Annotated in this window: 23 protein-coding genes and 3 pseudogenes; 16 read left to right on the top strand and 10 right to left on the bottom strand. The window is 67.6% G+C overall.

The annotated features are described in order from the left end of the window. Positions 1–157: 157 nt before the first annotated feature. The 6 genes from M2271_RS35730 (at position 158) to M2271_RS35705 (ending at position 5244) form a co-directional block, all read left to right on the top strand. On the top strand, positions 158–364 hold the full coding sequence (locus tag M2271_RS35730; protein WP_280891608.1) for a hypothetical protein: 207 nt from the start codon (positions 158–160) through the stop codon (positions 362–364). Between the two features lie 36 nt (positions 365–400). Beyond that, the gene (locus M2271_RS35725; RefSeq protein WP_280891607.1) at positions 401–1471 is read left to right on the top strand and encodes a hypothetical protein; all 1071 of its coding nucleotides are present in this window, start codon (positions 401–403) and stop codon (positions 1469–1471) included. A gap of 144 nt (positions 1472–1615) precedes the next feature. Next, the gene (locus M2271_RS35720) at positions 1616–2503 is read left to right on the top strand and encodes a hypothetical protein (RefSeq protein ID WP_280891606.1); all 888 of its coding nucleotides are present in this window, start codon (positions 1616–1618) and stop codon (positions 2501–2503) included. 92 nt (positions 2504–2595) lie between these two features. After that, the gene (locus tag M2271_RS35715) at positions 2596–3021 is read left to right on the top strand and encodes a hypothetical protein (protein WP_280891605.1); all 426 of its coding nucleotides are present in this window, start codon (positions 2596–2598) and stop codon (positions 3019–3021) included. A 118-nt stretch (positions 3022–3139) separates the two neighbouring features. After that, positions 3140–3592: a hypothetical protein gene (locus M2271_RS35710; RefSeq protein ID WP_280891604.1), complete on the top strand. Its 453-nt coding sequence runs from the start codon at positions 3140–3142 to the stop codon at positions 3590–3592. 716 nt (positions 3593–4308) lie between these two features. After that, on the top strand, positions 4309–5244 hold the full coding sequence (locus M2271_RS35705) for a phosphotransferase (RefSeq protein WP_280891603.1): 936 nt from the start codon (positions 4309–4311) through the stop codon (positions 5242–5244). Between the two features lie 124 nt (positions 5245–5368). Here M2271_RS35705 and uppS read toward each other — a convergent pair whose 3' ends face one another. The 5 genes from uppS to M2271_RS35680 are packed head-to-tail and all read right to left on the bottom strand — an operon-like array spanning position 5369 to position 8975. Then, positions 5369–6082 (bottom strand): polyprenyl diphosphate synthase, encoded by a 714-nt coding sequence (gene uppS, locus M2271_RS35700; protein ID WP_280891602.1) that lies wholly within the window; start codon positions 6080–6082, stop codon positions 5369–5371. Between the two features lie 32 nt (positions 6083–6114). Next, on the bottom strand, positions 6115–6720 hold the full coding sequence (locus tag M2271_RS35695; RefSeq protein ID WP_280891601.1) for a phosphatase PAP2 family protein: 606 nt from the start codon (positions 6718–6720) through the stop codon (positions 6115–6117). Then, a complete protein-coding gene (locus tag M2271_RS35690; RefSeq protein ID WP_280891600.1) occupies positions 6717–7973 on the bottom strand; it encodes an MAB_1171c family putative transporter in 1257 nt (418 codons plus the stop codon). Before M2271_RS35690 ends, M2271_RS35695 begins: the two co-directional genes overlap by 4 nt. 34 nt (positions 7974–8007) lie before the next feature. Next, a complete protein-coding gene (locus M2271_RS35685) occupies positions 8008–8535 on the bottom strand; it encodes a hypothetical protein (protein ID WP_280891599.1) in 528 nt (175 codons plus the stop codon). A gap of 32 nt (positions 8536–8567) precedes the next feature. Then, on the bottom strand, positions 8568–8975 hold the full coding sequence (locus tag M2271_RS35680) for a hypothetical protein (protein WP_280891597.1): 408 nt from the start codon (positions 8973–8975) through the stop codon (positions 8568–8570). A gap of 467 nt (positions 8976–9442) precedes the next feature. Here M2271_RS35680 and M2271_RS35675 point away from each other — a divergent pair, with 467 nt between their 5' ends. Beyond that, the gene (locus M2271_RS35675) at positions 9443–9934 is read left to right on the top strand and encodes a hypothetical protein (RefSeq protein WP_280891596.1); all 492 of its coding nucleotides are present in this window, start codon (positions 9443–9445) and stop codon (positions 9932–9934) included. Positions 9935–10899: 965 nt separating this feature from the next. Here M2271_RS35675 and M2271_RS42655 read toward each other — a convergent pair. Both M2271_RS42655 and M2271_RS35665 read right to left on the bottom strand, forming a co-directional pair. Continuing rightward, positions 10900–11346, bottom strand: a complete 447-nt coding sequence (locus M2271_RS42655; RefSeq protein ID WP_348539222.1) for a DUF4276 family protein — start codon at positions 11344–11346, stop codon at positions 10900–10902. After that, the gene (locus M2271_RS35665) at positions 11343–12461 is read right to left on the bottom strand and encodes an AAA family ATPase (protein WP_280891594.1); all 1119 of its coding nucleotides are present in this window, start codon (positions 12459–12461) and stop codon (positions 11343–11345) included. Before M2271_RS35665 ends, M2271_RS42655 begins: the two co-directional genes overlap by 4 nt. A gap of 177 nt (positions 12462–12638) precedes the next feature. Here M2271_RS35665 and M2271_RS35660 point away from each other — a divergent pair. From M2271_RS35660 to M2271_RS35645, 4 genes and pseudogenes are all read left to right on the top strand, one after another. Continuing rightward, positions 12639–14105 (top strand): annotated as a pseudogene (locus tag M2271_RS35660) (transposase); the annotation flags it as partial. Between the two features lie 317 nt (positions 14106–14422). Next, positions 14423–14725: a hypothetical protein gene (locus M2271_RS35655; RefSeq protein WP_280891592.1), complete on the top strand. Its 303-nt coding sequence runs from the start codon at positions 14423–14425 to the stop codon at positions 14723–14725. A 90-nt stretch (positions 14726–14815) separates the two neighbouring features. Then, positions 14816–15121, top strand: coding sequence for a hypothetical protein (locus tag M2271_RS35650; protein ID WP_280891591.1), 306 nt, complete (start codon positions 14816–14818; stop codon positions 15119–15121). Between the two features lie 98 nt (positions 15122–15219). Further along, positions 15220–15486, top strand: a pseudogene (locus M2271_RS35645) (transposase); the annotation flags it as partial. 16 nt (positions 15487–15502) lie between these two features. Here the strand turns inward: M2271_RS35645 and M2271_RS35640 are convergent. Further along, positions 15503–15832 carry a thioredoxin family protein gene (locus M2271_RS35640; RefSeq protein WP_280891590.1) on the bottom strand — a complete coding sequence of 110 codons (330 nt, stop codon included), beginning with the start codon at positions 15830–15832 and terminating at the stop codon, positions 15503–15505. Positions 15833–16230: 398 nt separating this feature from the next. Here M2271_RS35640 and M2271_RS35635 point away from each other — a divergent pair, with 398 nt between their 5' ends. Together M2271_RS35635 and M2271_RS35630 are read left to right on the top strand one after the other, a co-directional pair. Further along, positions 16231–17148 carry a recombinase family protein gene (locus M2271_RS35635; protein WP_280891589.1) on the top strand — a complete coding sequence of 306 codons (918 nt, stop codon included), beginning with the start codon at positions 16231–16233 and terminating at the stop codon, positions 17146–17148. A 25-nt stretch (positions 17149–17173) separates the two neighbouring features. Beyond that, positions 17174–18238 (top strand): annotated as a pseudogene (locus M2271_RS35630) (DNA-directed RNA polymerase subunit alpha C-terminal domain-containing protein); the annotation flags it as partial. Between the two features lie 2251 nt (positions 18239–20489). On the opposite strand, the gene M2271_RS35625 reads toward M2271_RS35630, so the two are convergent. Next, positions 20490–20765: a hypothetical protein gene (locus tag M2271_RS35625; protein ID WP_280891682.1), complete on the bottom strand. Its 276-nt coding sequence runs from the start codon at positions 20763–20765 to the stop codon at positions 20490–20492. Between the two features lie 139 nt (positions 20766–20904). Between M2271_RS35625 and M2271_RS35620 the strand changes: the two genes are divergently transcribed. From M2271_RS35620 to M2271_RS35610, 3 genes are all read left to right on the top strand, one after another. Beyond that, positions 20905–21738 (top strand): helix-turn-helix transcriptional regulator, encoded by an 834-nt coding sequence (locus tag M2271_RS35620; protein WP_280891588.1) that lies wholly within the window; start codon positions 20905–20907, stop codon positions 21736–21738. Continuing rightward, the gene (locus M2271_RS35615) at positions 21735–21941 is read left to right on the top strand and encodes a DUF397 domain-containing protein (protein WP_280891587.1); all 207 of its coding nucleotides are present in this window, start codon (positions 21735–21737) and stop codon (positions 21939–21941) included. Before M2271_RS35620 ends, M2271_RS35615 begins: the two co-directional genes overlap by 4 nt. 122 nt (positions 21942–22063) lie before the next feature. Further along, entirely contained in the window at positions 22064–22360 is a 297-nt protein-coding gene (locus M2271_RS35610; protein WP_280891586.1) for a hypothetical protein, read from the top strand. 17 nt (positions 22361–22377) lie between these two features. On the opposite strand, the gene M2271_RS35605 is transcribed toward M2271_RS35610, so the two are convergent. Continuing rightward, the gene (locus tag M2271_RS35605; RefSeq protein WP_280891585.1) at positions 22378–23922 is read right to left on the bottom strand and encodes a BTAD domain-containing putative transcriptional regulator; all 1545 of its coding nucleotides are present in this window, start codon (positions 23920–23922) and stop codon (positions 22378–22380) included. Positions 23923–24046 lie beyond the last annotated feature (124 nt).

The following is a 24046-nucleotide window of genomic DNA, read 5'->3' as shown; positions in this document are numbered from 1 at the left end:
CGGTCTGGCGGGAGATCGCCCGCTCCGGCCTGCCGTACCACGAGGCGTACGACTGGGGCATGCACCGCCTGAGCTGCAGTTTCTGTGTCCTCGGGTGTGAGGCCGACGTGGTGCTCGCCGCGCGGCTGCGCCCGAAGAAGCCGCCGAGTACGCGGACATGGAAGTCCAAGTCGGCGCCGACTTCAAGCACGGCTTGTCCATGGCCGAGATCATCCGCCGCGCCGCCGAGCTGGAGAAGGAGTTGGGACCCGTGCGGCGGCCGCCGGCCGGGACGGCGATGGCCGGCTTCGTCGGCAAGTCGACGACCGCCATGTACCTGGGCCGCCGTGACCTCCTCCGCGAGCGCCTGGCCCTCGCGTCCTGACCCCCTGCACACCCACCGACTTCCGGAGAAGATCCCGTGTCCGTGTTCACCACCACTGCCTACACCACCGACAAGCTCACGCTGGGGCAGCGCCGCGTCATGCTTGCCGCCGTCGACGCGGACGGCCGACTGCCTGATGTCGCCAATCAGCGCGTGCTCAACGGCATCTCGGAGTCCTGGGCCCGCACCGACGTGGCGGCCGGGGGCCGGTTCCTCACCGCCGAGGGGCGTGCCGCCGTTGCCCCGCTGGGCCGGTTCTCCCTCCTGGCGCGGGCCAACCCCGAGACGGGCCGCTTGCCGGGCACGACCGGGCACAGCGACATGCTCGCCCTGGTCCGCGACGGTCTTGCCGTCCTCCAGGACAGTGACGGCCGCCCCCTGCCCGTCGCTGACCGCTGGGAGCGCGGAAACTCCCTGCGCATCACCGAGCGCGGCCGGAGACTGGTCGGCATGCCGCTGACAGCTCCCGAGTTCGCCAAGCGCCACCCTGTCGGCTCGTGGGCGATGTGGAAGCGGGAGGGGGAGACCGCCCGGCCGGTGCAGATCCTCGGCTGGCCGCTCGCCGACGGCACCGTGCGTGTGCTGCCGAGGGGCGCTCGCCTGAGCTACGCCGAGAGCGCGGAGCGGCCCGCGCCGGCCGAGCAGATCCGGCCCGCGCCCCAAGTCCCCATGGCCACCGTGCCCGACCGATCCGACGACCGAAGGAAGACGATGACCGACAGGACGCCCGAGCCAACCCTGGACGACGGGCTTGCGGCGCTGCGCGGGCTCGCCGCCGCAGTGGTGAAGCCGATGACGCCCCGCGCGGAGACCTGGGAGCAGGTGAAGGCCATCGAGGAGCGCGCGACCGCGGGCTACGAACTGGCAGAGCGGTTCACCGAGTTCGACGAGCGGGCGACGGCCGACCGTCGTGCACCGAGGGAGTGGGGGATCAGCCGGGAGCTGTCCGAGGAGCAGATCGCGGCGGAGCTGGAGAAGAGACCCGAGCTGCAAGCCCTCGGCGGGTTCATGGCGACCCTGGCCCAGCTGGGGCTGGCGCCGTGGCAGATGGCCAACCTGGTCCGCAAGGTGCAGGCGCACCAGCAGGTCGGCGCCGAGGAGAGCTGAGCGCCGTGGGAGTGCTGCGGGGGCCGCCCGGTCGGGTGGTCCCCGCTTTTCTGCGGGTCCCCCTTCCATGCGCGTCTCATTGCTGTACTATCTGAGGTGTTGGCGGAGAGCACCGCCAACGAGTCCCGAACGAAGGAAACTCGCGTGTCTTCTGCCGTCCTCTTCGACCTTCCGGCACCCGCCGAGAACAGTGCAGCCATGCGACCAGCCGCCCCGAAGAACCCCGGATGCCGCTCGTTCGACGACGTCGACCGCGTGACCTACCTGGGCACGCATCAGCCGTCGTGGCTCGCCCGCCCGGAGTTCGGCGAGGACTGCGTCCCGCTCTGCGTCTCGAATCACCGTCTCTCCGGCCGCAAGACCCTGCCGCGCGCTGTCACCCCGTGGATGCTGGACTCCGGCGGCTTCACGGAGCTGTCGAAGTACGGCCAGTGGACCGTCACCCCGTACGAGTACGCCGCGGCCGCGCGCCGGTACTACGACGAGATTTCCATGATGGACGTCTGTGCCATCCAGGACTGGATGTGCGAGGACGAGATCCTGGCGAAGACCGGCCTGACGGTGGAGCTCCACCAGTACAAGACCGTGGCGTCCTTCCTCAATCTCATGACGCTGGACGCGGATCTCCCGTGGATGCCCGTCCTCCAGGGCTTCACCCTCGACGACTACCTGCGCTGCATGGACCTGTACGAGCGGGCCGGTGTGGACCTCACCCTTGAGACGGTCGTCGGCATCGGCTCCGTGTGCCGTCGGCAGACCACGGACGAAGCGGTACGGATCATCGAGACCCTGTGGAGCATGGGCATCCGCCTCCACGGGTTCGGCTTCAAGGTCACCGGTCTCCGTGAGGCCGCCCACCTGCTCTACTCCTCAGACTCCCTCGCGTGGAGCCTCAACGCGACCAAGCGGGCCCCGATGCCCGGGTGCACGCACAAGCACTGCGGCAACTGCCCGCGGTACGCCCTGGCGTGGCGGAACCGCCTGCTGAACTCCCTCCCCGATCACCGGCAGCTCCTGACGCTGACCGCCTGATCCTCCAGTCTTCCGGGGCGTCCACCACGGGCGCCCCGGGCCCACCGGCGGGGAGAGCACCCCGCCACCGACCCGAACGAAGGGACACCACCATGTACCAGAAGCCCGACCTGGACACCCCGCTCGCCAACCTGCGGACGAACACCGAGGCGTGGAAGACCAGCGTCGCGCGGCACGCCTCCGACGAGCGCATGGGCAAGGGCCTCTCGTGGGACGTCGAGCTGATGGAGGAGCGGGACGACCTCGCCGCGAAGATCGTGGAGTACTTCGGCACGATCGACGCCGAGCTGTCCAAGCGCCGGATCATCGACAACGCCGCCCCGTCGGCGTGGACCATCGACCGCCTCACCGACGAGCAGATCGCCGCGTGCAAGGCCGACTGGCCGGAGCTGGGCATGTTCGCCGACTCCACCATTCGCCAGGTCGCTGACGTCCTTGGCATCCGCATGGTGCGGGCCATGGCGCAGGAGGCCGTGCGGCGGGCTCCCGCCGTCCTTGAGGCCCGCGCACAAAAGTAGGCACCGCCGCGCCGTCCACGGCCCGCCCCAACCCCCGGGAGCGGCGTCGTGGGCGGCGCGCCCGTCTGTACCTGGGGCCGGAGAGCACCGGCCCCGTCCCGAAGGAAGGAACCGCCCCATGTCCCGTCCCACCCGCGTCAGCACGATCCGCCGTCACCTCGTCGAAGGTGGGCTCGTCGACCTCGAACTCGGCGAGGCCACGCAGAAGGCCGGCCACCCCGCCCAGCACGAGACCGACGGGTTCTCCGCCCGACAGCACATCGACGACACCCGCACGCTGCTCGTCATCGTCGGCGCGTACGGCCCGGACTGGTTCACCACCATGCGCGAGGTCCGTCACCGGCTGGAGCAGCCGTACGTGAAGTGCCACGTCGACGGCGAGGCACCCGGACTCGCCGACAACGAGCTGTTGGTGCGGTGGGCGACGTCTGCGGAGCTACAGGCCCGCAAAGCGGCCCAGGAAGCGCGTCAGGCCCCGCTCAAGGCCCGCTTGCGGCAGGGCGAGGCGCAGCAGCGGGCCGAGGAGGAGCGGCAGTCCCGCGAACGCGTCGGCCAGTTCGGTCTGTTCTGAGCTGAGGCCAGCGGCTACCGCGGGAATCCGAAGGGGAGGTCCCCGCGGCCAGCCTGCCGGGGCACGGGTGCAGGGAGTGGCGGCGGAGTCAGTCCCACCTGGAGCGCGCCTCCTACCCGGGCCCATCAGCATTGGGCCGTCCCTGCTGCGCCACCTGCCCCTAATCGACAGTGCGTGCCTGATGGGGCTCGTTGAAATTCCCCACCCCGTGCTCGGGGATGGGACGGACCTGCTCACCGAGATTCCCCACCCCCGGCGCGCTGACCTGCGGACGGACGCCACAAGGGAGGGGCCGGCCGATAGCCAGCCAGGTCCAGGGGCGGGGCGGACTGTCCAGGGTGGGCGAAGCCCAGCGCGTAGCGCCGCCGCAGGCGCCCTTGACCGGCCGACACGGCCCGCACACTCCACGAGCGGGCGGCCCCGGCCCCCGTCGCCCACGGCAACCGAGTGGGGAATGAAGAGCAGCCCTGGGGAAATTCACGAAGCCGCATCAACCCCACGCCCGACTACAGTGGAGGGGCGCCCCTGCGGGCGCCCCTTTGCACTTCTGCACTCAGAGGACACAGGCGAATGCGCGTGATGCGGCGTCGAGCACCCGGCGGCGAGCTGGAGCACTCAGGACCTCGTTCCTCAGCCCGACTCGCGGTCCGGCTCGGCGCGCACCCCATCACCCCGCCACTCGTATCTCGTATCCTGGATCTCTGAGAGCTGCCCCGATGTCTGTACTGCCCACCAGCGGCCGTCTGCAATGGACCGACGTCCCCCTGCCCCTGCGCTCCCGCCTCGAAGACGCCCTGGGCGCGCCCGTCACCGACGCAGTCACCCCCGGCGGCGGCTTCGGCCACCAGCTTGCCGCCGCGCTCCGCCTGGCCGACGGCCGACGGGTCTTCGTCAAAGCGGCCCCCGACGGCGACCCGCTGACCGCCGCCAACATTCATGAGGCCGCCGTCCTCGCCGCACTGCCATCCGGTGCCTCGGCCCCGGAACTGCTAGGCATCCACCGCGCTGCCGACTGGACAGCCGTCGTCATCGCCCACCTTGACGGCCCCCATCCCGACCTCTCCTCGGCCTCCAACGACGCCGAACAGACCTGGGCGCTCCTGGACAAGCTCACCTCCAGCCCCGCCCCGGCGTCGTACGCCGCGGCAGTGAGCACCGTGCCCTCCACAGCGGCGGCCCTGCACGGCTGGGACGAACTGCTCTCCGCCCCGCCGGACGACCTCGTCCCCGCCGCCTGTGACCGCCTGCCGCAGCTCGCCGAGCTGGAAGCCGCCTGGCCCGCCCTCGCCCACGGAGACCGGGTCGTCCACGGCGACCTGCGGGCCGACAACATGGTCCGCGACCACCACCGTGGCGTCACCTTCGTGGACTGGGCCCACGCCACCACCGGCCCGGCCTGCATCGACGCCGCCTCGCTCGCCCCACAACTCGTCCTCGCCGGACACAGCCCCGCAGACATCGCCCGCCTACTCCAAGACCACCCCGCCACCGCCAGCGGCCCCGAGACCACCACGGCGTTCCTCGCCGCGCTCACCGGCCACTGGCACCGCAACGCCCGCAAGCCCGCGCCGCCCGGCGCCCCCGGACTGCGCGCCTACCAACACCGCGCGGCCGCCGCCGGCCTCGCCGTTCTCGGCTACCGACTGAACTGAGACCACAGCAGCTTTCCGTTCGTGCCGGTGGTCTTGGCTCCGGAGGGACGAGTCCACCAACCTATTCCGCGGTGGCCTCAAGGCTGGCCCGTGGCTACGCCCGAACCCGCGCTGTGGTGAGTCGTCAGCCACCGTACGTGCGGATCTGTGTCGAGTGGACTGCCAGCGCCTCAACGAGGGCAGTTACGTCGTAGTCAGGCCACAGCCGGTCGTCGAAATGCAAGGTCGAGTCCGCGGCCTGCCACAACAGGAACCCGGATAGACGGCGCTCGCCGGACGTGCGGATGATCAGGTCCGGGTCGGGAAGCCCTGCCGTACACAGGTAGTCGTCTATCGACGGCATCTTGCGCCCGTCACCTGGGGTGGCTGCGGCCTGGTACATGGCCTGGGTGATGTCGGCGTGGCCGTCGTAGCCGATCCCGAAGCAGACGGTCATGCCAGTGCGGTGCCTCGTCCGGTCCTCGGCGCGGCGCATCGAGTCCTTCAGGAACTGTGGGGCGCGCGCCGGCATGGTTGCACCGCTGGACAGAATGCGGACCGGGCCGGTCGAGGCCGCTGCCTCGGTGTCGACCAGGTCCGCGATCACGTCGACCAGGACGGCGACCTCTTCCGGGTCACGCTCGAAGTTCCGGTCAGACATGAGGAAGACGCTCGCGGTCTCGACCCCGAGGCTGCGGCAGTGCGCCAGGACGCGGTGTACGGCAACCGCGCCCTGGCGGAATCCCTCTTCGGCCGTCGTGCTGTGCGCCTTGGCCCAACGCCGATTGCCGTCGGCGATGAACGCGATGTGCCGCGGGAGCGCGGAGAACAGGTCTGTGGAAGCCGTGGTCATCGTCATTGGCGGAAGGTGCACGGGCCGGGAGGCTTACGTCATCTTCCGCCGAGGGCGGCGAAGACCAGACCCGCTGTCACGGTGCCAGCGACCGCACCCGCGATGGTCTGGCCGAGGGTGTGGTCGCGCAAGGAGATGCGGGACCAGGCGATTATTGCGATGACCGGGTAGGCGATCCAGACGCGCGGGCCCCAGGTGAGGGCGAGCATCGCCAGGGCGCCACCAGCGACGGCGGTGTGCACAGAAATCTTCCAGAACGCAGTGACCGGAAGCAGCACGGCGAGGGTGGCGAGCATCGCGAAGACGAGGGCGACCATAGCCTTCGGCGCGTCGAGCCAGGCCATGAGGCCGATGCCGATGGCGACCGACGCCATGATGACGGGTATGAGCAACATGCGGCGCTGCCGCTGGCCCACGTGGCGGTCAGCCCACATGCCGCGCCGCATACCGAACTTGATGTAGGCCATGGGTATTGCGGCGGCGAACGCGATGGCCTCCAGCGCCCATGCCAGACCGGTGAGCGGGTTGTCCTGGGCAACGCCAACGCCGAGGCTTACCAAGATGATGACGTTGCTCGGCTCCATCCAGTCGGTGATCCGGCGAGCGAGGGCGTTTTCAGTGTGGGGAAGGGCCGTGACGGTCATGCCGAGACTTCCTCAAGAGAGTTCTGGTTGGCGAGGGCGCGGGCAGTGCCGATGCTGGTCGAGGCGTAGTGGCTTGCCACGCGGGTCAGCCCGGCAGCGCTGCTCTCAAGGTCATCCCGCATCGAGAGGGTGAAGGCCAGAGCGGGGCTGCGCTCGTACGGTTCGCCCTCAACGGCCTTCGTACGGGCGACGTGCAGGCAGAGGGCTTCGCAGGCAGCGCGGGCTTCGGAGCCGTGCAGGCCGGTGGCGCGGGTGGCTGCGAGAGCGCGGGCCGGGAGGGTCTTGTCGATCCAGGGGCGGAGTGTGACGGAGGCGTCGACGATCTCCACGACACGTTCGTCGAGGCGTCCGTACAGGTCGCGCAGTCGGCGACGGTCTTCCGCGGGGGACGTGCCGGTCTGGAGGTGTCGCAGGATGGTGTTCGGAGGGAGGACCGAGACGAGTTCCTCCCACAGAGGACGCAGGGCGATCAGGCTGCGGCGATGGCGGACACCTCGGATGACCACCTCGGCCGCACGCACGGAGCTTCCGGCGATGGTCATCAGAATCGTCATGAACTGGATTAGGCTGCCGCCGCGCTGGAACTGCAGCTCAGTGAGTGGGTAGTTCCAGTCGGTCAGCCCGCAGAGGAGGTAGCTGAACCGGTAGACCGGGTACAGCGTGCCCAATGCGGCCCCCGAGCCCATCAGCCCCATGCACAGCCGGAACAGGCGCGCCTGTGTGCGCCGGGCGGCCGTGAAGCAGAGGGCGGCCGACGCGGTCAACGCGAGGCCCATGGGCAGCAGATACAGGGTCAGATGGAGGGTTCCGGCGAGGTCGCCGTACTGCGGGGTGGCGAAGTCGGTGGAGCCGTCTGGGGCGGTGACCGAGTGCGCGGCGAAGGGGAACGCCACGGTGGCGGCAACCCCGGTGACGGCGAAGACGATCATGCGGGGGCGTAACTGCGTCCACCGGCGCCAGGCCGGCTCCGGGTCGCGGGGCGGGACGATCGACTCAACCCAGCCGAGTAGCAGTATGCAGGACAGCATCACCAGCAGGTGTTTGGGCAGAATCGCAAGGTCATCGATGCCGGTACTGTCGGTCAGAGCGTGTTCGATGACTGTCAGGCGCAGGGTGGCGCCGACGGCGAGTGTCGCGAACGTCCACATGATGGCCCACTGGCCGCTGGTCGTGGGACGGGCGTAGAGGCGGAAGGCCACCACCGCCCATAGAGGGACGGTGGTGAGGAGGTCTATGACATCGTCTGTGGGCACGGTGAAACGAGGCTCCTAGCAGGAAGTGGAAGGGCTACAGGGCGCGGTGGAGTCGGTCCAGCAGCGGGTCGGACTTGTAGCGGGTGTCGCGTGCGCGCTGGTCGGCCCTCTTGCGCAGGAGGAAAGCGAAGGCTTCGGCCTGGCTCTCGATCTCCGCGTACTCCGCGTCGTGCGGACCTTCTTGTGAGCGAGTTCGCCCGAGGAGACAGCCGTCGAGGAAGTCAGCGGTGATGAACTCGTACGGCTCCGTCTGCCGGGCCGCCGGAAGCTCGACGGGTTGGTGGCCAAGGAAGAAGTGGCCGCCCTCGTGGGCGAGAACGTGCACAGCGGCCGCCCCGTTTAGGCCCGGGTCAACCCACATAGCATCCGATTCCTGGTCGGGGCGTGTGAGCCAGAGGCCACTGGCCGGCACTGCGGGGAGAGGTGACTCCCCGCGGAGCAGCTCCAGGGGGCGGGGGTAGTGCTCCTGGATGGCGGCGAACAGGGCTTCGAGGGTGAGAGGAACAGGTATCTGGAAGCCGTGAAGCGCCTGTTGGACGTGTTTGTCAGGGCGGTGGATCACCAGCGTTGCGCACCTTGTGGGGGTGGGAGTGGTCAGTGGTTCTCTGGCGGGCCGTCTGTCTGGAGCTGGCCTTCCATCTGTTCGAGCTGTTCGAGCTGTTGGACATACTTGGCTGCGCGCCTGAGCCCCTCTTGCGAGAGACGGCCAGCGGACCGGGCGAGGACCTGGACGGTCTCGTTGGGTTCTGGTTCCTGGTGTTGACGACTCTTGTCGGCCGCGATTCGTTGTAGCTCGGCCATCACCTTGTTAGCGATCTCACTCGGCTCGTTCGACTCGTCGTCGGTTGCCGTCTGGAAGACGTCAAGCGGCATCTTGAAGAACCACGCCAGGTACGACGCCATGAGCACACTTGGACTCTTGATGTCCCCACGGCGGAGCTTGCGGACGTACTCGTCGCTGATGCTGCCGGGGCCGAATTTCTTGTTGATCTCTTCGGCCACCTGGGAGGGGGTGTACTCGGTGTACGTGCCTGGTTTGCCAGGGTTCTCTCTGGCACTGGCCGCGAACAGGAGGTTCAGGCGGTCCTTGAAGGACTGCGCTGGGGCATGTGGTGGCGTCACGTCGGGCGGATCTCTCTTGGCCGGGGTGGTGAGGGGATCACCATACCCAGAACCCAACTATCGGGGGGTCGACTCCGATTGGCCACCCAGATCGTTTGACGTGTGCGGTGTTGACGTTCTTTGATTGACCTTGGAGCGACACCGTCCGGTGTTAGGCCATCACTGTCCGCTCTGCCCAACTATGCCCGCACGCGGGCGGCGTGAGAGGTGCACCATGCCCCAACATGCCCGCCCGGTAACCGCTTGCGTAAATCCGTCGGCACCCCGGGTCTGCTGACGTACGCTCGCCCCGTTGATCATTATCGAACTGACATTCGACTTCGGCCATTCGACGAGACGGAAAGCTAGTGACGATCTCCGACGCCATGTCTCCGCTTTGGGTCTCCAGCCTGCACAACGCCGCAGTCGGGCAAGGTGCTGGCGCGCCGCAAGGGATGCCGGACATTGAGAACTCGATCGAGTTCCTTCTCGGTCCGGAGGGCACCCCGGTCCAGAGCCTGCGCCGCGCCCGCGGATTCGTTGCGAAGGTGTTGCCGGCGCTGCTCGCTGGCGCGCCCAATGTGAAAGTCGTCGAGGAGGCGACGCTTGCTGTGCTGACCGAACTCGTCGACGTCACCGCCCGGCACCGCGTCAGTGTCGATCTGAGCGGCCGGGTGTCGTACGACGGGGATCATGTCCTGATCACCGTCGGGGAGATGGATCGAGCGTTGCCCTCCTCGGAGGAGGAGCCGGGCTTGTACATCGTGCACCGCCTCACCGACGAGATCGGGCAGTACCGCGGTAACGATGCCGGGTATGCGACCTGGGCTTCCGTGCCGGTTCGATCGAAGGCTCGTTAGTCCTTTGTTGCCCGGCGTTTCTGCCCACTTGCCATTTTCAGGAGGGGTGAGCGTCCGGGCTCCGAGACCGTTCGCAAGCTCGGGAGTTGGGGTCGGGCCGTGTTGTCGGACATGCCCCCAGAGCAGACCTGCTGGCGTCCATCAGGGGGCGAGTTGGAACCGATCCGCCTGTGTTTTGGCCAGCGCGAGTCACTGTTAGGCGGTAGCTCGTCTGAGGGGAATTGTGGGCTGACGCAGATTGGGGCTCTCGGTTTTGGAGCGCCCCGCCCTCGAAATGCCCACCTGTGGCACCGATTGCCGCGACTGCGTGATGCACGTCACGGGCCGTGTCCACATGTTGGACGTCCTAGTGTCGGGCTGACGTGCCTGCATGACGGCGCCCGTGTGTCTGGTTCCCTGGCATACTCGGGTCCTCGTTGGTGCTGTGCCGGGGTTGCTACTAGGCAGGCATGGAACGGGGCGGGAAGCCTAAGCCGTCAAGGTAGCCACCAAGGTAGCCATGGAGGGGGCCATCCTGCATGTTTGCGCAGATCATAGCGTTGCGGTGATTCTCCCCGGCGTACAGCCCGACTCGTCTGCCGCTACCTGCGGCTGTGCCTGGGAGTTTCCGCGCGATTGCGCACGCGATGTACCTGCGAGCCGAGGGTGCCAGAGGTGTGCCCTCATTCATGAACGGCCCGCAAGCGGGAGTTCTAGGGGGCTCTGTACAAAAGATCGCAAGGGTGGCGAGCGGGATCCTGCCGGGCGGCTTGTTGTGGGAGTCACGGCATGTCATGAGGGGAGACGCCATGCTCACAGGCTCGTGAGGGCCAGTAGTTTGCCGATCCAGGTGTCGAAATGAGGGCATGCCGCACGCAAGGAAGGCAGCCCGAGGTCAGTAACTGCCACTGGTCCGTCCTGGGTCTTGAGGTACCCGGGACGCAAACGTAGGAGTCGTTTCGACGGAGCTGTGTCCGCCCCGTCGTTTACGCCTTCGGGACCCCCCGCTGCATCGACCTGCCTTTTGAGCTCGCCGCCCAGCGCGGCATCGTCGTACCAGTCCGCCAGCTGCTCGGCCGCCGCGAAAACCCATGTCTCAGTCTCATGAAGCACGAGATAGGGGATGAACCTCGGATGGCTGATCCGTTCGGCCGGTCCGCCATGCCAGGGCTGTCCGGCGGCAGTCCGTAGTAGTCGAGCAGCATGGTCACCGCAGCCCAGTGTGGTGTGCTGGACAGCCGGTTTCGCAGGTCTTTCTCGATCTTCGACCATTTGCTGACACCACCCCGTCCGGATGCCCCGCCTGCGGTCGTCCCGGTCAACAGGATGGTCGGTACGAGGATGATTCCGGCGTTGAAGAGTTCGGGGGCCAGGAAGTCCCTGACCATGGTCTCTTCCGTCTGCCCTTCGCACAGCACCCCCACCGTGATCATGCTGTGCGCCCTCGCAACGGCAGCTCGGGCACCGGGCGACCGCCAAGAACATTCTTTTCCCACAGCTCGCCGAGCGAGTAGTCCTCCAGCCAGTCCCGGAGTTCCTCGCGCTTGGGACGGTGCAGGGTTGTCGCCCCGTCCTCCCGTTCCACCACAACGATGTCGTCCAGTGAGAACTGGTTGAGCAGAGTCACCGACTGGGTGGCAATGACAACTTGGCTGCGCGTCGCCGCGGAACGCAGCATGTCCGCCAGTTGCACGATGGCGTAGGGATGCAATCCCAGCTCCGGCTCGTCCAGGGTGAGCAGAGCAGGCGGATCTGGCTGGAGGAGCAGCACGCAGAGGCAGATGTAACGGAGTGTTCCGTCCGAAAGGGCCTCTGCCGGGAAGATTGCGTCGACGCCTTCTTGCAGCCAGCGCAGGCGGATGTTCCCCCCCGGCTCCTCTGCCAGCAGAAAATCCCGGAAGAACGGCGCCACAGTCCTCACGGCCCGCACGATCCTGCGGTACGCCTTCGGCTCACTGTCATGCAGACGCAGGAGGAACGCCGAGAGGTTCTTCGCGTCGGGTCGCAGTGCCTCGTTGTCCGCGGTGTATCCGAGTTTCTTGACGGGCGCGTTGCTGCTCGTGTCCTGGAAGTGGAAGACTCGGCAGCCGGCGAGGATCGCGCGCATCGGCCCTGCGAGTCGCGAAAGCTGTTCGATCTCCTTCTCCCGCAGGAGTGACTCTCGGTGTCCTTGCCCGAAGCCTTCGTTCAGCGGCCTGCCATGGCCGGGCTCGTGGAAGTGCCCCTTCTCCTCGGCGAAGACAAAGGAGTCATTGGCGGCGGGTACGAGGTGCGCCTCGTAGCGGTAGGGAGGCGCAGTCACCCTGAGGCGGATGCCTTCTCCGGCCCGCGGCCCTGCGTACTGCATGGCCCCTGCTCCTCCCCGCAGACCGACTTCCAGTGCCAGTTGCTCGTCCGCCATTCGTCCGAGAAGTTCCAAGGCCCCGACCACATTGCTCTTGCCCGCACCGTTGGCGCCGACCAGCACAGTCACGTCACCGAGGGTGAGCGCGCTGGAGCGGATCGAGGCGAACCCTTCGATGAACACCTCAGAGAGCTTGAAACGCATGTCCTCACCCTATGCGCCGCGCTCAGGCCAGCTCCTCAGACCATGACAGCAACCGGCCTGTTGCCTTCCTTCTCCCCCACTGTCCACAGGAGCAGCCGGCTACGAGTCTCCTGTCCGTAGATGCGGTTACGCTGGGGCGCTGATCAGGCCAGTCAGGTGTATGCCCTCACCCGCGGGCTGGATGCGGCATGGCGGCAGATGGCCGACCGCCTGGAGGAGGCCGGCGCCGACGCGAAGGTGGAGATCGTCGTGCCCGAGGGCGGGGGACGTGCCCGGCTGAGCGTGGACAAGCTCGGCGCGGTGGGCGAGCCGGAGTCGCTGACCTGGCTGAAGGCCACCACGGAGGCCATGCTGCCCAGGATCGACCTGCCGGACCTGCTGTTCGAGGTCCACTCCTGGACCGGGTTCCTCGACTCCTTCGGGCATGTCTCCGACCGGCGCACCCGCATGGACGGGCTGCTCGTCTCCCTGGTCGCCCTGCTGGTCTCCCAGAGCTGCAACATCGGGCTGACCCCGGTAATCGACCCGAACAACAAGGCGCTGACCCGCTCGCGGCTCTCACACGTCGACCAGAACTATGTGCGCGCCGACACCATCGCCGCGGCGAACGCCGCGCTGATCGGCGCGCAGTCCCGTATCGAGCTGGCCCAGATGCGGGGCGGCGGGCTGCTCGCCTCCGTTGACGGCCTGCGCTTCGTCGTCCCCGTCCGGAGTATCAACACGGGGCCCTCGCCCAAGTACTACGGCTATAAACGCGGTGTGACCTGGCTCAACGCCGTCAACGACCAGGTCGCCGGGATCGGTGCGACGGTCGTACGCGACACCCCGCGCGACAGCCTCTACACCCTGGACACCCTGCTGAACCTGGATGGCGGGGTGAAGCCGGAGATGGTGGCGACCGACAACGCTTCCTACTCCGACATGGCCTTCGGTCTGTACAAGATGCTCGGCTTCCGCTTCGCCCCGCGCTTCCGCGACCTGAACGATCAGCGGTTCTGGCGAGCCGACCTGCCCGACGGCGAGAAGCCGGCCGACGGGTACGGCCCGCTGGAAGACGTGGCCTGCAACAAGGTCAACTGCAAGAAGATCGTCACCCACTGGCCGGACATGCTGCGGGTGGCAGGGTCGCTCATCACCAACCAGGTGCGGGCCTACGACCTGCTGCGGATGTTCGGCCGCGAAGGGCACCCGACCCCGCTGGGGGCGGCGTTCGCCGAGTACGGGCGGATCGACAAGACCATGCACCTGCTCGCCCTGGTCGACCCCGTGGACGACACCTACCGGCGGCTGATGAACCGGCAGCTCACCGTCCAGGAGTCCCGCCACCGGCTCGCCCGCGCGATCTGCCACGGCGGCCGTGGCCAGATCCGACAGGCGTACCGCGAGGGCCAGGAGGACCAGTTGGCTGCCCTGGGTCTGGTCCTGAACGCCGTCGTGCTGTGGAACACCCGCTACCTGGACGCCGCCGTGACCCGGCTCCGCGCAGGGGGCCACGACATCAAGGACGAGGACGTCGCCCGCCTCTCCCCGCTCAAGGAGCGCCACATCAACTTCCTGGGCCGCTACCTGTTCAACATCACCGCCAACGGCCCTGGTCAGGGCTTGCGACCCTTCCGTAACCCCGACGCCACCGAGGACGACTAACGGCTGGCCGGGCGCACCCGAGGCCCGTGCCCGGCGCCTAGCCCAGACCGTAGGACCCGAAGCTGAACGTCGACTTCACCCAGCTCCGCCAACAGGAGCCGCCCGTCTCCGGCTTCGGCACAGCCTCCGGAGTGCTTGCGCAGGCTCAATCCCCGCGCTGGAATTCCCGGTTGCTGTGCCTCCCATGCACCCCGACAGCTTTCTCACACCATGGGATGAGCGGTGACGTTTCTTCACTCCGGAGGGCGTACGGCGGACCGTATGGTCCTGGTCTGCTGGCCCCGCCGAGGGGTCGGCCATGGATCTACGGAGGACATATGGCTAACACTGCCATTGCCCCTTACGCACAGGCCGCAGCCGTGGTGAACAGCGACGGCACAGTGATGCGCTCGCACGGTGTGATCAATGTGGAGCGGTATGCCCTCGGCTCGTACTCGATCGAGGTCGACGCCAGCATCGACATGGCGAATGCCGTGCCGATCGCTGTCATGAGGGCGGAGACCCCGCTGCCGCCGGCCATCTTCTACGTCCACTCGGACAACAGCAACACCTTCGCCGTGATGTGCCAGCACCCCACCAAGGGGGCCCAGGACACCGCGTTCCACGTCATCGTGCCCTGACACTGCACGGCAGCATCATCACGCCATCGCGACGCTGCCCGTCCCGTCTCCACGCAGCCAACCCGCTGCACCCAACAGCAGAGGACTGCAATGCCCACTGACCTCGTCGCCCCCTACGCCCGTGCTGCCGTCCACGCTCAGGGGAACGGGACTCCCCTGCGCTGGAAGAACGTCACCAACGTCACCAGGACCGGCCCGGGCAGGTACACCGTGATCCTGGCGTCGCACATCGACACGACCACCGCCATCTGCCAGGTGACCGCAGACCGCGGCGCGAACTGGAACACCGAGGTGTACTACAGCGTCGACACCACGAACAACAACCACACGGTGCAAGTCCTGACAGGCACCAACGGCGCCGCCACCGACAACCCCTTCCACCTCGTCGTCCTGTAGGCCCTGTGAGGAGGCTGGGCCTTGCCGGGAACGGCACTGCCTGGCCTCGCTCGTGGCATGCCTGCGTTGCCGGTTCGACTGTCTGCAGGGCTGAATCTCCCTGGGACTCCGGGAAAGTCAGCGGCAACCATCGCCGGCCCCGCCGCTACCACCGCGGCCTCCAACGCGCCCTCTACCTATCCGCCCAGGTCAGCGTGTTCTGGTGCCCCATCTCGAAGGCGTACTACGACCGGAAGAGGAAAGAGGGCAAGGGCCACAAGCAAGCCGTCCTCGCCCTTGCCCGCCGACGCGTCAACATCCTGTGGGCCATGACCCGCGACCACACCCCCTTCCAGACCGCCCCCGCTCTCGTTCGGGCTGCTTGACAGTCGGCGTTTGCCCTCAGACGAAGTTCACGGCCTTCGTGATAAGACCTTGGATCTTGGTCGGGCTGGCTCCGACCACCGTGTCGACCTTCTCCCCGTCCTTGTAGAGCATGAAGGTCGGCATGGACCTGATGCCTACCTCCTCCGCGATAGCCGGCTGATCGTCGACGTTAACCGTGTAGAACTCAACAGCTCCATTCGCCTCATCGTTCGAAAACTTTTCGAACACGGGACTGATCGTCTTGGATGGACCGGACCAGGTTGCCCAGAAGTCGATGACACACGGTGTGCCGCTGTTAACGATCGTCTTGAACTCGTCGAGGCTCGTGATGGCACGGACAGTCATACTCAGGCACCTCGGTTGCCTTGACATGCAGTAATGGGATTGTTGCAAAGAGTGATCCTAGCGCGTCGGAGCAGGCAACTGCGCTTCTCAAGGGAGACGGCCGACCCCCCTCTCCGGTGCATCTCGCGGGCCAGGGCATCGTCCAGCCCTCCCGAGCTTCGGCGCCGCCTGCGGACGGCGCCACAGGCTCACAGGCGGCTTGACACCGAGATTGGGAAGTCTGGGGCGGCGCGCGCCTGTCGTCAAACGATCGTTTGACGACAGGCGGGCGCGGCGTCCAATGACCCCGTGCAATCCGGAGGTTCGAGGCGGCGCGAATCCAATCAGATCCGATGGTGATTGCTGACAGGGTTTGACGACAGATAGGGTTCGACTCCTCCGTACGGAAGGCGCCCTCGGTGGCGAACCTGGTCTACAAGCGGGTCTCAACCGACCAGCAGTCCACTGCCCGGCAGAACCTCGTCCTCGACGAAGCCGGCATCGAGGACCCGGTCGTCTTCGAGGAGGACCCGGGCACCTCCAGCCGCCTCCACCCGCTCCAGCGCCCGAAGTTCCGCGAACTGCTCACCTACGCGAGGCCGGGCGACACCGTGCACATCTCCGAGATGTTCCGCCTCGTACGCGGCACCGGCCACATCCTCGACGTGCTCGACGTCCTCCACCGCGACCAGGTCGCCCTGCGCATCCACGACGGCGCGTTCTCCGCGATGGACCTCACCGCCCGCCACCCGCGCACCGGCGAGCTGCTGTCCACCGTGAAGTTCATGGTGCAGACCCTCGCTGCCGCTGGCGAACTCCAACGCGACCTCCAGCGCGAGCTGACCTACGACGGACTGCGCGCCGCCGAAGCCAAGGGCAGCAAGGGCGGACGCCGCCCCGCCGTGGCGGCCGCGAAGACCGCCGAGGTGCGCACCGCGTACCTGGAAGGCCGCTCCATCGCCGCCCTCGCCCGTGGCCATGGCGTCAGCCGCGGTGCAATCCGTACCGCCGTCGCCGACCTCCTGCCCGATCGCACCGCCATGGAGGAAGACGCCTCCGCCCCGGAGCTGCCGGTCACCCTCGACATGCCGGGCAAGGTCGCGGACTACCTCCGGACCACCGAGCTGGAGCCCGCCGAGCGCGCCGCGCTCGACCATGGGACGACCGTACGGCGCGGCCAGGGCTACACCCTGCGCGTCAGCGCCGTCCCCGCCTTACACCGCCAACTCCTCGCCCGCTGCCAGCCGCTCGACGGCGGCCAGGGTCTCCCCGCAGTCCCGGCCCAGCGCAAGGCCCGCCGAGAGTACGAGAACCGGGTCAGCACACTCACGCCCTGACCATGATCGTTCTCAACGGCACTTCCTGTACCGCAACTACTCACACCCGGGTTCGACCAGCCGTGCCCTGCTCGCCGAGGACACCGAACGTGACAGTGCCCTGGTCGTCCTGAAGATCGCTCGCAAGGACGACTACGCCCAGGTGTTGCGGCGTGAGGCCGGTATCCTGGCCCAGCTACGCAATGACTCCAAGGTGATCCGGCTCGCCCTGCCCGAGCCCGTGGTCATCGGTCCGCGCACGGTGCTGGTGCTCGATCACGCGGGCGACCGCACGGTGGCCCGTCAGCTCCGTGAGGAAGGCCGGCTGCTGCCGGACCAGCTGAGGACGTACTCCACCTATCTGTTCGCCGCCGTCGACTTCCTCGACGGCGAGGGTGTCTGGCATCGTGACCTCAAGCCGGACAACATCGCCATCCGCGTCCGCCCCAATGGCACCAAGCAGCTGGTCCTCTTCGACTATTCGCTGGCCAACGCCCCTGTCGATCAGATCACTTCAGGCACCGACGGCTATCTCGACCCCTTCGTCGGCATCATCACGCGCGGCCGCTACGACGCTCACGCCGAGCGATACGCACTCGCCGTCACACTTCATGAGATGGCCTCGGGCGAGCTGCCCGTGTGGGGCGACGGCAAGAGCATCCCGCGCCAGACAGATGCCAAGGAGTGGCCCTGCCCGTTGGTCGCCGCAGAGGCCTTCGACCCCTCTCTGCGTGACGGTCTGGTCAAGTTCTTCAAGCGGGCTCTGCACCGGGACGTGCAGCAGCGCTTTCCCGATCTGCAGGAAATGCAGAAGGAGTGGCAGCGGGTCCTTCTCCTTGCGGATCAGCCTGCGGTCGGCCGCCCTTCGAAGCACCCTGAGGCGATCGGGGAGCTTCCTGCCGACGAAGGTGTCGACGAAGCCGCCCAACGGGAGGAAGCCGCCGCACAGGCGAAGCCGGAGACCAGTCTCGCTGTTTCCGGTCTCTCCCAGCGAGCCGTCTCCTTCCTCAACAATCTGAGCCTCAACACCGTCGGCGATCTGCTCGACTACTCGACCCGACGGCTGGTCAACCAGCCGGGCCTGGGTGCTCGGACCCGCGACGAGATCAACGCCCGCCTGAAACAGTGGCGCATCGCCTTCAACGCAAGGCAGCCTTCGCCGCTTTCGTCGACCGAGCGCAGTGACTCGGCGGACGAGGTCGCAGAGGCCAAGGCCGAGCAGCAGGAGGCCGGTAGCACCCTCCCATTGCGCCGCCTCAGCCTGGACGCCCTGGTCGCTCTGCTTGTGCCGAAGTCCGCCCCCAAGGGGCGCAACGCGACCGAGGTAGAGGCCATCAGGCTGCTGCTACGACTCCCTGACGAACAAGGCAATCTTCCGGACAGGCTGCCGAGCTGGCCCCTGAACACGTCGGTCGCCCCACTCACCAGCGAACAGGTCACGGAGGGCCGAATCGCCCAGATCCTGGGCGACCAGCGCAAACGCTGGGTCAGGGACCAGGCGCTGGTGGAGCTGCGCAATGAGGTCATCGAGGTGCTCGCCGAGTTCGGCCGGGTCGCATCCGCCGCCGAGCTGGCCGAGACCCTGGTTGCCAAGCGCGGCACCATGCAGGCCGACCCTGTGGTGCGTACGGCTCTGGGCATGGCCGCCGCACGTGCGGCGTACGAGGTGGACTGGGCTCTGACCCCGCGACGACTGCGCGGGCGACGTCACGGCGATTCCGGCGACAACGTGATGCTCATCGCGTTGGAGGTCGACGAGGACACCGACAGCCCGGACACTCCCTCTGGACCCTCCCTCCTCAACTACGCTGACCGGCTCGGCAAGGCCGCGGAGAGCCTGGCGGGCCGCGGGACCCTGGCCAGTCCCAGCACCGTACTGGAACAGGTGATGGCTGCGAGCGATGGGTTCCACGCCCGGAATCCCGAGCTGCGTATCGTGCTGGACGAGGCCCGCATGGTCACCCTGGGCGCCGCCGCTGCCCGCAACGCGGCCGCCAACGCGCGGCTTGAGATCTACTCGCGAGACCTGCCACCTGTACGGGCTCTGCGCCTGACCCAGGCCGGACTCATCCAGCCTCTGGCAGGCGCCACCGACGACCAACAGCACGGCCTGACCATCGAGAACGTCCAGGCAAGGGTCAAGGCCCGCTTTCCGGAGCTCCGCACACCGCTTCCCGGTCACTACAACCCGCTGAGCAAGCTTCTGCGCCAGGCCGGTTTCGATGTGGAGTGGCGTACGGATCCGAAGACCAAGCGCGGGAAGTTCTATCCGAAACGCGAAACGGGCTCGGCGAACCAGACGTCCGTCGTTACGCAGCGCAGTCCCACTCGAGGCACTCGGGCGGCCCGACGGGCTGACCAGACACCTGAGCTGCAGGCCGCGCACCGTGCCGAGGATCAGCTGCTTCTCGCCAAGGAGCGGCCCGGCTTCCGGGTATTGACGGCGAGTATGGACCGCTACCAGGTGGCACTGGACGAGTTGGTACGGACGAAGGACCAGCGGGGCCGCTTCGTCGCCGAAGGCGTGAATGTGAGCGCTTTGTACCTGCGCTCGCTGCATCGTCTGGTGTCCGCCCGTCCGAAGCCGACGTGGGAAACCCTGCTCAAGGCGGACGTTGCCGAGCCCGGTTCAAGGGGGGCGCTGAAGTTCGCCGAGTACACGGCGGCGGCGTGGGGGACGGTCGAGCAGCAGCTGACGGCTGCGCTCACCTCCGGCCAGGCTGATGCTTCTTCCGATCTCGCTTCCGGCGAGCGCCGTCCGATGCTGCTCCACGATGCCGCGGTCATGGCTCGGTACGGCGGCATGGGCGTCCTGCAACGACTCTCGGACGCCGCGAGGGCCGGCGGGCCGGGACAGCGGGGCCTGTGGCTGCTGTGCTCGGTGGTCGACCCGACCGCGGCACCCAAGCTGGACGGTACGGCTGTCCCGCTGCAGGACCCGGAGGAGTGGGTCAGGCGTCGTGGACGCCTGGGTCACCAACCAGCACCGGGCCGACCGGGATGGCGCCGGGCGGGCGGCGTAGTCGGAGGCTCGATTGCGCGGTTGCGTGGCCGGCTGGTCCCGGTCAGGTGCACGGTCATGCGGTTCCGGGCGGGGGTCAGTGGCTACGCCCGCTCGCCCCGGCTCACCGCATTGGCGGCGGCCACCGCGGCGCTGAGCCGCTCGGCGACCGTGGCCGGCCGAACCCGGGTGGGCTCCGCGTCCCACTCCCGGCCACCGCCGAGGGGGCGCAGTTGCAGGTACGGCCCTTCGGATCCCATCACTTCGCCGATACGGTCCCGCTGCTCGTCGCGGACGACGGTGCCAGGGCTGAGGTGTGTGTGCGGGTCCGGATTCGCGTCCGGGTTCGGGTGTACGTCGTTCACGGCGCCGTCACTTTCCGGAAGGCGACGGTGAGCTGCTGAGCCGTTTCCAGGTTGCAGCGACCCAGCTCGACGAGCGGGCGAGGCGTGGACGTCGTGACCGTGCAGGACGCGAGGTCGACACCGAGGGAAGGCAAGGAGATCCCGAGGGCGGCAAGGGCTTGTTTCAGCTCGCGTACGACTTCGGTGGCGGCGGTGAGCGGGTCAAGAGCCTGGGGCGGGCGCGGGCACTGGCTCTGCTCTCGATGCTCGTCTTGATCCTGCGATGTGCTCATAAGGGACGGTGCCTTTCTTTCGGCCTTCGCTTCAACCGGAGCGAATGTCACTGTTCGCATCCAAAGCGTGACCGTACGGAGCTAGGCTCGCCAGAGAGATCCACCCAGCAACGCCTTTGCGCCGAGGGAGCGTTTGGCCATGACCCAGCCCAAGCACCTGGACCCGTACACCTCACCGAGGACGTTCTACGGCGCGGAACTGCGCCGCCTGCGGGAGGAAGCGACCTGGTCCCAGGAGCAGCTCGGCGAGCGCGTTTTCTGCTCGGGTACATACATCGGGCAGTTCGAGTCGGCGACGAGACGGCCACAGCCGGATCTGTCGAAGCAGCTGGACGGGGTGCTGGGGTCGGGGGAGCATCTGCAGCGGCTGTGCGAGCTCGCCCGGAAGTCCAAGCATCCAGACTATTTTGCGGACGCGGCCGAACTGGAGAAGCAGGCGCAGACGATCAGCGAGTACACACCCATGCTGATCCCCGGTCTGCTCCAGACCGAGGCATACGCACGAGGTCTCACGCGTGCGACGCTCCCGTTCGCTCCGGACGAGGTAGTGGAGCAGCATGTTGCTGCGCGGCTTGAACGATCACGACGCCTCGACAACCCAACCGGCCCGGAGTTGTGGGCAATCGTCCACGAAGCTGCGCTACGGATGCCAGTTGATGATCCCAAGGTGATGCAGGACCAACTGGAACAGCTGGCAGCAACGGCGAGGGGTCACCATCGCGTCATGGTTCAGGTACTGCCCTTCGCTGCGGGTCCGCACCCCCTCATGTACGGCACGGCCATCTTGATGACCTTTACGGATGCCCCGCCCGTCGCATACACCGAGGGCGCCCACACGGGCCAACTCATCGATGACCCGGCGCTGGTAGCGAAGTTCCAGAGGTCATACGATCTCGTCAGGGCCGCCGCTCTGTCGCCGAAGGCGTCCCTGTCTCTGATCGATTCGGCGGCGAAGGACTACACGACACCATGATCACCGCACACGCTCTGAGCATGGCTGTATGGCGCAAGTCGTCCTACAGCAACGGCGAGGGTGGGGCTTGCGTCGAGGTCGCAGACAGCTTCCCCGGTTTTATACCCGTCCGTGACAGCAAAAGCGCCGATGGCCCTGTGGTCGCCATCGCTGTCGAGGCATGGGTACCCTTCGTGACTGCGGTCAAGACCGAAGCCCTCTGAATCTCACGTGCACCCCCAGCCCCGTCACTCACCTGAGAGGCGGGGCTTCCTCGTGGTGAAATGGACGCCTATGTGTCGTCGGGCGCCTCCCGTGACCAAACAACCAAGATGTTGGTGGCTCAGTGATCAACCGCGCGCGGCTGCTCGCCGACCTGCAAGCGCAGGTCACCCAGGTCGAAGCCGATCTCCACGCACAACTCGGTGTGCTCCCGGAGGTCGAGAAGCGACTCCGCGCCGAGCATAAGGGTGCGTTCGACGCCAAGCGGACGGCGGCTTCGGCGGCGGAGTGGATCGGTGAGCGAGTCACGCAGGCGGCCGTGGCCTGGGTACTCGCGTCGGTTCACCGGGGCTCCAGTACCTGTTTCCCGGGACGGCGCGAGGGGACCCCGACATGGCAATACGCGACCACGTACACGTGACCTGAACGACCGATGGATCAGGTGACCGCGCTCCACTTCTGGTTCTGGGCGCCCGTGCAGGTCCAGAGCCGGAGCGGTGTGCGGTTGCTTCCACGCGGATCCGTGGCCTCCACGCATTTGTGAGCCTGAAGGTTGACCAGGTCGTGTGCGGGGTTGAGCCGGAACCTCTGGGAGCCACTGCCGTTGCAGTCGGCCAAATGGATGGCCGCGCCGTTGTCTGTCGAACCGCCCGCGACGTCCAGGCACTTGCCCGAGATCCGGATGATCCTGTCCTCCGAAACGATCTGCCAGAACTGTCTGTCGCTGCTCGAGCAGTCCCGGATCTGCAGCGGCGCGTCTCCAAGGGGGCCGCCGTCAATACACCTGTCGGAGGCGTGACTTTGTATTGCCACGCCTGAAGCAGGCTTGGAGGGGGAAAGGCCCGCTGCCGAAGGACCCGCTGCCGAAGGATCCGCTGTCGTACCGCCCTCGTCGGAGTCCGAGCCCGGTACGAGGAAGGAGACGCACGCGAGCAGGGCTATCGCCAGGCCGGAGCCGGCCAGCAGCGTCCAGCGGAGCCGGCGGGTACGGGTATCCGGACCTCCGGCCTCCTCTCCAAAGGCGTCCCGGCCAACGAACACCAGAGGACCGGAGGGCAGTTGGGCCGCGACGGAGGGGACCGAGGGGGATATGGGGGCGGGCTCGGCAGCAACCGAGGCGGGCAGCTGGGCCGGAACGACCGGCACCGAGGCGGGCAGCTGGGCCGAAACGACCGGGACCGAGGCGGGCACGGGGGCGGGCTTGACCGGGACCGCCGGAGTGAGGAGCCCGGCGTCGGCCTGCAAAACCCGCTGGTACGTCGCCTGAAGCGCCGGCCCGGGATCGACGCCCAGCTCGTCCGCGAGCAGCGTCTGCGCCTCGCGGTAGGTGGCGAGGGCCGCCGCTTGCCGCCCCGAGCGGTACAGGGCGAGCATCAGCATCTCCCGGAACCGCTCGTCCAGCGGATGCTCGGCGACCAGACCGGTCAGCTCCGAGGCCGCCTTCTCATGGCTACCCAGGTCGAGTTCGACCGTCAGCCGGACCGCCTCCGCCGACAGACGCAACTCGTCAAGCCGTTGCCGCTGGCTGTCCGCGTACTCGCCCCGGACACCGGCCAACGCCGTTCCCCGCCACAGACCGAGCGCATCACCCAGGCACCTCGCCGCGCCTCGGGCGTCTCCCGCACCTCGTGCCCGCTCGGCCTGGGCGAACAGCTCCCGGAAGTGGCTCAGATCCAGCTCGCCCGGCGAGGTGAGTTGATAGCCGTCGGCCGCGGCACGGATCACGGACGATGCGGTGTCCCCGGCGGGCTCCAACACCTTACGGAGCCGGTGGATGTAGGTACGCAGAATGCCACGAGCGGAGGCCGGTGCTTCGGTCCCCCACACCGCGTCGACGAGCCTGCCCACCGACACCTGCGAGCCTTCGGCCAGCAGCAGCACAGCCAGCACCGCCCGCTGTTGGGGCGGGCCGAGCGCGATCTCGTCCGGGCCGCGCCATGCCCTGACCGGTCCCAGAAGCGAGAACCGTAAGTGCTCTTTCAACCAGCACCCTCCTTCAGGGATGCCCGTCCTGTGGACGTTCACGTATTTCCCCGGGGCTGAGTTCACGTAATTCCCCAGCCCCGGGCGCCGATGGCGTCTACTTGACCGACGGCTTGGCGGGCTT

This window comes from Streptomyces sp. LBL (assembly GCF_029893585.1).
Classification (GTDB): Bacteria; Actinomycetota; Actinomycetes; order Streptomycetales; family Streptomycetaceae; genus Streptomyces.
The sequence above is the reverse complement of the archived record's forward strand: the minus strand, read 5'-3'. Positions and strand labels throughout refer to the sequence as shown.

Excerpts from the sequence above, each read along its gene's own strand:
- M2271_RS35730 (WP_280891608.1), top strand. The coding sequence starts at position 158 with ATGGAAGTCCAAGTCGGCGCCGACTTCAAGCACGGCTTGTCCATGGCC.
- M2271_RS35715 (WP_280891605.1), top strand. The coding sequence starts at position 2,596 with ATGTACCAGAAGCCCGACCTGGACACCCCGCTCGCCAACCTGCGGACG.
- M2271_RS35710 (WP_280891604.1), top strand. The coding sequence starts at position 3,140 with ATGTCCCGTCCCACCCGCGTCAGCACGATCCGCCGTCACCTCGTCGAA.
- M2271_RS35705 (WP_280891603.1), top strand. The coding sequence starts at position 4,309 with ATGTCTGTACTGCCCACCAGCGGCCGTCTGCAATGGACCGACGTCCCC.
- uppS (WP_280891602.1), bottom strand. The coding sequence starts at position 6,082 with ATGACGATGACCACGGCTTCCACAGACCTGTTCTCCGCGCTCCCGCGG.
- M2271_RS35695 (WP_280891601.1), bottom strand. The coding sequence starts at position 6,720 with ATGACCGTCACGGCCCTTCCCCACACTGAAAACGCCCTCGCTCGCCGG.
- M2271_RS42655 (WP_348539222.1), bottom strand. The coding sequence starts at position 11,346 with ATGATCACGGTGGGGGTGCTGTGCGAAGGGCAGACGGAAGAGACCATG.
- M2271_RS35665 (WP_280891594.1), bottom strand. The coding sequence starts at position 12,461 with ATGCGTTTCAAGCTCTCTGAGGTGTTCATCGAAGGGTTCGCCTCGATC.
- M2271_RS35655 (WP_280891592.1), top strand. The coding sequence starts at position 14,423 with ATGGCTAACACTGCCATTGCCCCTTACGCACAGGCCGCAGCCGTGGTG.
- M2271_RS35650 (WP_280891591.1), top strand. The coding sequence starts at position 14,816 with ATGCCCACTGACCTCGTCGCCCCCTACGCCCGTGCTGCCGTCCACGCT.
- M2271_RS35640 (WP_280891590.1), bottom strand. The coding sequence starts at position 15,832 with ATGACTGTCCGTGCCATCACGAGCCTCGACGAGTTCAAGACGATCGTT.
- M2271_RS35625 (WP_280891682.1), bottom strand. The coding sequence starts at position 20,765 with ATGAGCACATCGCAGGATCAAGACGAGCATCGAGAGCAGAGCCAGTGC.
- M2271_RS35620 (WP_280891588.1), top strand. The coding sequence starts at position 20,905 with ATGACCCAGCCCAAGCACCTGGACCCGTACACCTCACCGAGGACGTTC.
- M2271_RS35615 (WP_280891587.1), top strand. The coding sequence starts at position 21,735 with ATGATCACCGCACACGCTCTGAGCATGGCTGTATGGCGCAAGTCGTCC.